The organism is Protofrankia sp. CiP1_Cm_nod1 (assembly GCF_920888515.1).
Lineage (GTDB): Bacteria > Actinomycetota > Actinomycetes > Frankiales > Frankiaceae > Protofrankia.
Genome location: NZ_CAKKTM010000003.1, coordinates 4,422 through 9,283 on the forward strand (window position 1 = coordinate 4,422; position 4,862 = coordinate 9,283).

4 protein-coding genes are annotated in these 4,862 nt (G+C 71.9%); all 4 read left to right on the forward strand.

Features of this window, described 5'->3' with window-relative positions; all coding sequences use genetic code 11:
- The first annotated feature begins 508 nt into the window (after positions 1 to 508).
- Genes NBX02_RS00280 through NBX02_RS00295 form a run of 4 tightly spaced genes read left to right on the forward strand, consistent with a single transcriptional unit; the run spans position 509 to position 4,702 of the window.
- Complete coding sequence (locus NBX02_RS00280; RefSeq protein ID WP_250287246.1) at positions 509 to 2,284, forward strand: PEP-utilizing enzyme; 1,776 nt, start codon at positions 509 to 511, stop codon at positions 2,282 to 2,284.
- On the forward strand, positions 2,281 to 3,366 hold the full coding sequence (locus tag NBX02_RS00285; protein ID WP_250287244.1) for a hypothetical protein: 1,086 nt from the start codon (positions 2,281 to 2,283) through the stop codon (positions 3,364 to 3,366). The genes NBX02_RS00280 and NBX02_RS00285 overlap by 4 nt, the downstream gene beginning before the upstream one ends.
- A complete protein-coding gene (locus NBX02_RS00290; RefSeq protein WP_250287242.1) occupies positions 3,363 to 4,100 on the forward strand; it encodes an HAD family hydrolase in 738 nt (245 codons plus the stop codon). Before NBX02_RS00285 ends, NBX02_RS00290 begins: the two co-directional genes overlap by 4 nt.
- Complete coding sequence (locus tag NBX02_RS00295; RefSeq protein ID WP_250287240.1) at positions 4,100 to 4,702, forward strand: hypothetical protein; 603 nt, start codon at positions 4,100 to 4,102, stop codon at positions 4,700 to 4,702. The genes NBX02_RS00290 and NBX02_RS00295 overlap by 1 nt, the downstream gene beginning before the upstream one ends.
- The last annotated feature ends 160 nt before the right edge of the window (positions 4,703 to 4,862 follow it).

The following is a 4,862-nucleotide window of genomic DNA, read 5'->3' on the forward strand; positions in this document are numbered from 1 at the left end:
CCCGTTGGGCGGCTTCGCTGGGGGGCGAGCCCCGCGGATCGTTAGGTTCCGGCCTACATGATCATCGTGTCGTAGTCGGAGTGGCGCTGAGACTGGCTACGGACGGTCCTGGCAGACCTCGAGCCGGTGACCGATCTCCAGCACGGTCACGAGGAGCACGCCTCATCTGCCCGAGCCAGGCGCTGAAGCCACTGCGGGGACACGCGTCGTGTCGCGGTTGCGCGCGCCGTGCAGCGGTTGAAGGTGCGGTCTCCGGCCGTCCGCTCCCGGGTACCGGCCTTCCGGGAGGAAGCTGGTCCAGTCCTACTGCCTGATCATGATATTGCGGGTTTTCTCATCCATTTGTGTTATTTGGTGCCTATCGGCTGTTTCGTGCGCACCTGGCGGGCCCGCTCTTGACAACAAACACTTGTTTGTTAACGCTGGCTGCACTCGGCGAATAGGCACCCCGCCGCCCTGTCGTCCGTAGCCGGGCCGGATCGGGAGGCCTGAGCAGGAGAGGATCCGCATGAGCATCAGCGTGGACCCGAGCGGTCCTTTACACACGCAGTCACGACCTGAACGCTTCTGGAGCACGACGAACGTGGGGGAGGCACTCCCGGGCGTGGCGACACCCCTGGGGTGGTCGCTATGGGGGCCCGCGGTCGACGTCGGGGTTCGTGACTGCTTCGCACGCATGGGGGCGCTCGCGTCCGGTGACGTCCGTGTGCAGGACGATCCCAACGACGCCGTCGCCGCCGTCTTCTACGGCCGCGCCGCCCTGAACGTCAACTTCTTCTGCGAGATGGGCGGGCTGCTGCCCGGCTCAGGGCCGGACGCGATCGCGCGCCAGCTGCTCGGCGAGGTCCCGGCGGGCATCCCGTTGGCCCGCTCCAGGCGCCGCCTGCCGTTCGTCGCAGCCAGGATGCCCTACGCGCTGGCCACCGTCCGCCGGGACGTGATCGCGCGGACCGGGCCGACGAAGGCCTGGTGGCAGGCCTGGGTACCGCGGTTCGACACCCTCGACGAGGCCGGCGCCCGGCACGCGCTGGCCGAGGGCCGGGACCGCTTCACGGAGATGATCCGGGTGCAGGCCGGCGGCGTGTTCATCGGGGTGCAGGCGGTCTACGACCAGCTGCTCACCCTCATCGAGAAGGCCGGTCTGGACCACGCGCAGGCCAACGCGCTCGTCGCCGGCCAGGGCTCGCACGCCGAGACCGACATCATCTTCGACCTGTGGCGGATGGGACGCGGGGAGCTGACGCTCGACGCCTTCCTCACCAGGCACGGCTACCATGGCCCGCGCGAGGGCGAGGTCTCCGGGCGGGTCTGGCGTGAGGATCCCGCGCCGGTGCTCCGTCTCGCCGCGCAGTACGGCGAACGCGACGACACCCAGGACCCGGCGCTGGCCGCCGCGGAGCGGGCCCGGGCGCGCGAGCGGGCCGAGCGTGAGCTGCTGGCCGGGCTGCCTGCCGCGCGGCGGCCGGGAGCGAAGCTCGTGCTGAAGCTGGCCGTGTCACGGATCCCGCTGCGCGGCGTCGCCAAGGCCGCCTACCTGCAGGCTCTCGACGTCGCCCGCGGAGCCGCCCGGCGCCTGGGCGCGCTGCTGGCCGCGGACGGGCGTCTCGACGATCCCGAGGACGTGTTCCTGTTCGAGGTCTCCGAGCTCGTCGACGGGCTGCCCGCCGGGGCGAAGGAGATCGCCGCCCGGCGGCGTGCGCAGCGCGCGGACTTCCTGCGTCACGACATCCCCACGCACTGGCAGGGCCGGCCCGTGCCCTTCGCACTGGTATCCGCGGACGACAGGCCCGACACGTCCGACACATCCGGCGCGTCCGGCATGCCTGGCGCGAGGGGCACGGGGGAGGCGGGGGCCGCGGCCCCGGCGGGCACGGAGAGCAGCGTCACGGGCATCGGTGCCAGCGGCGGGACCGCCGAGGGCTTCGTGCGCGTGGTCCACGACCCCACGTTCGGCGACATCGAGCCCGACGAGGTGCTCGTGTGCGCGACCACCGACCCGAGCTGGGCGTCGGTGCTGTTCCTCTCCTCGGCCCTGGTGGTCGACATCGGCGGCCTGCTCAGCCACGCCGCCGTGGTCGCGCGTGAGGTCGGGGTGCCGTGCGTCATCGGCACGGGCAACGGCACCAGGGTGCTGCGCACCGGCGACCGCGTCCGGGTCGACGGCAACAAGGGAACGGTGGAGATCCTCAAGCGGGCCGCGGAAGGCGTGACCGGCCGTGCGGCCCGTGACGGCGCGAACCGTGACAGCACGAACCGTGACAGTGAACTGGAGAGCACCGCATGAGCACTCCCACGGCCACCAGCACAGCCACCAGCACAGCCACCGGGGCGGCCGCCTTGCCGTCCCGCGGCGTCCCGGCGGAATGGCTGCCCCGCCCCGAGGACGAGCTGTTACACAAGCCCTTCGGTGACGAGTCCTTACCGTGGAAGGAGACCTTCTTTATCACCGTCCGTGATGACGCGCTCAACGCGAACATCAACATGCACATGACGGTCAGCGCCAACCGCTCGCCTGACACCCGGTGCGCCGTCGGCGTCGCGCAGGGCAACAGATCGGTCATCCAGGTGCTGCGGACCGACGGGACGCACAACGACCGGCGGATCGGCAACGAGCTCGCGCGGCTGGAGGTGGTCAACCTCTCCTGGGACTCCGACCACGAGCTGCGGTGGGCCGGCAGCCTCGACGAGGCCGAGTTCGACCTGACGCTGCGGGGGAAGCACCTCGCGCCCCTGTGGGACACCATGTTCAGGGGCTACTACGCCACCGGGGAGAGCGGGCAGGTCTACCGCCACACCGAGCAGGTCATCACGGCCAGCGGGACGATGCGCTGGCGCGGCGGGCCGGAGCTCGCGTTCTCCGGCTTCGGCTGGCGCGACCGCGGCTGGGGCCGGCGCAAGACCCAGCTGATGTGGAACACCGGCTGGGACCTCGTATCGGCGATCCTGCCGGACGACAGCGTCTTCTCGGTCATCGCGCTGCGCAGCCACGAGCTGCCGGAACCGGCTCCCATGCCGGTCGCCGGCTGGTGGTCGGACGCGGGCACGCTCGTCCCCTGCGTGGGCGGTGTCTATCACAAGGAGGCGACCGCCTGCCCGAAGCACTACGAGCTCGAGTTCTCCAACGGGCACCGCATCGCCGGTGACCTGGTGCGTCCGACGGGGCGGGTCGCGGTTGCCATGCAGGAGTCCGAGGTCGGGCCGGACGCCCCCAACTGGGCCGCCACGATGCAGGACTACTACGCGATCTTCGTTGATCCCGAGGGGCGGGAGTTCCCGCTGTTCACCCAGAACGGCTACATCCACAAGGTGGACGTGTTCCGTGGCGCGCAGTTCGTCCACGCGGGCTCGCCGCCCCGCAAGGCATGATCGGGGCGGTCGTCTTCGACGTGGGCGGGGTCCTGTGCCCGAGTCCCGTCGGAGAGTTCGAGAAGGTCGACGCCGAGTACGGCCTGCCCACCGGCACGGTGATGTCCTTCGTCCGCGGCGGCGAGCTGTTCGCCCGCTGCGAGACGGGGCGCATGCCGATCGCCGAGTTCTACCGCCGGTGCTCCGCGGCGATCGCCGAGAAACACCGTGTCGACGTCCCGGCACAGCGTCTGGACGCGATGCTGTGGGCGTGCATGGGCGACAACGTCCGGCCCGAGATGGCCGCGCTGGTCGTCGAGGTCAGGGCGGCCGGCTACCGGACCGCGCTGCTGACGAACATCTTCGCCGAGCGGCGTGACTGGCTGCACGCGCTGCTGCCCGCGGGCGCGATCGACGTCTACGGCGACTCGTCGGAGCTGGGGCTGCGCAAGCCCGATCCCGCGATCTACCGCAGGCTCCTGGAGATGCTCGGCCACGGGCCGCGGGAGGTGGTCTTCGTCGACGACTTCCCCGAGAACCTCGTGCCCGCGCGTGACCTGGGGATGGTCGACGTCCGGTACGAAAGCCCGCGGCAGGTGCGCCGGGCGCTGGTCGAAGCCGGTGTGCGGATCGCCCCCGAGCCGGTGGACAGCCGAACGGGCGGGCCGGGAGCGGGCGGGCCGGGAACGAGCCCGCGAGGCCTGGCCGCGGCCTCATCCGAGCGGGCCGGAGTCGCATCCGAGGAGGTGGCCTGATGGATCTCGCGGTGTTGCAGGCGGTGCGGCTGAAAGGCGGGCTGGCGGACGCGTCCACGGTGATCTGGCTGACCGGCGGCGACGAGACCGCCGTGCGCCGCGCGCTCGCGGCGCTTGTCACGGCCGGGCACGTCCAGGAGTGCCGTGGCCGCTACCGGATCATGCCCGGCGGGCGCGACGCGCTGCGGGCGGCGCTGGCCGTCGAGCGCGCGGGCCTGGACATGGCCGCGCTCGACCTGGTCTGGGAGGAGTTCAGCGCGCACGACCACGCGCTGAAGGCCATCCTGCGGGACTGGCAGCTGCGCGGTGAGGAGCCCAACGACCACTCCGACACGGCGTACGACGCCGCGGTGATCGCCCGGGTCGAGGCGCTGCACGGTGACGTGGGCCGTCTCGCGCTGCGGGCGGCCGGCGTCATCCCCCGGCTGGGCCGCTACCCCGGCCGGCTGGAGGTGGCGCTCGTCCGGCTGCGCGGCGGCGACCGGCGCTTCCTGACGCATCCGATGGTCGACAGCTATCACACCGTCTTCCACGAGCTGCACGAGGAGCTCTACGGCGCGACCGGACGCGACCGGGTGAGCGAGGAGGCCACGACCGGATGATCACGATCACCACCGCGGTGCGCCCGCTCGTCCCCGGCCTCGACGGCGGCCGCGCGCTGCTGGGCGGCAAGGCGTGGGGCATCCAGCGCATGCTCGCGCTCGGTGCGCCGGTGCCGCCGGCCTTCGTCGTGACCACCGAGGCGTGCGCGCGCCACCGCGC

Excerpts from the sequence above, each read along its gene's own strand:
- NBX02_RS00290 (WP_250287242.1), top strand. The coding sequence starts at position 3,363 with ATGATCGGGGCGGTCGTCTTCGACGTGGGCGGGGTCCTGTGCCCGAGT.
- NBX02_RS00295 (WP_250287240.1), top strand. The coding sequence starts at position 4,100 with ATGGATCTCGCGGTGTTGCAGGCGGTGCGGCTGAAAGGCGGGCTGGCG.
- NBX02_RS00280 (WP_250287246.1), top strand. The coding sequence starts at position 509 with ATGAGCATCAGCGTGGACCCGAGCGGTCCTTTACACACGCAGTCACGA.
- NBX02_RS00285 (WP_250287244.1), top strand. The coding sequence starts at position 2,281 with ATGAGCACTCCCACGGCCACCAGCACAGCCACCAGCACAGCCACCGGG.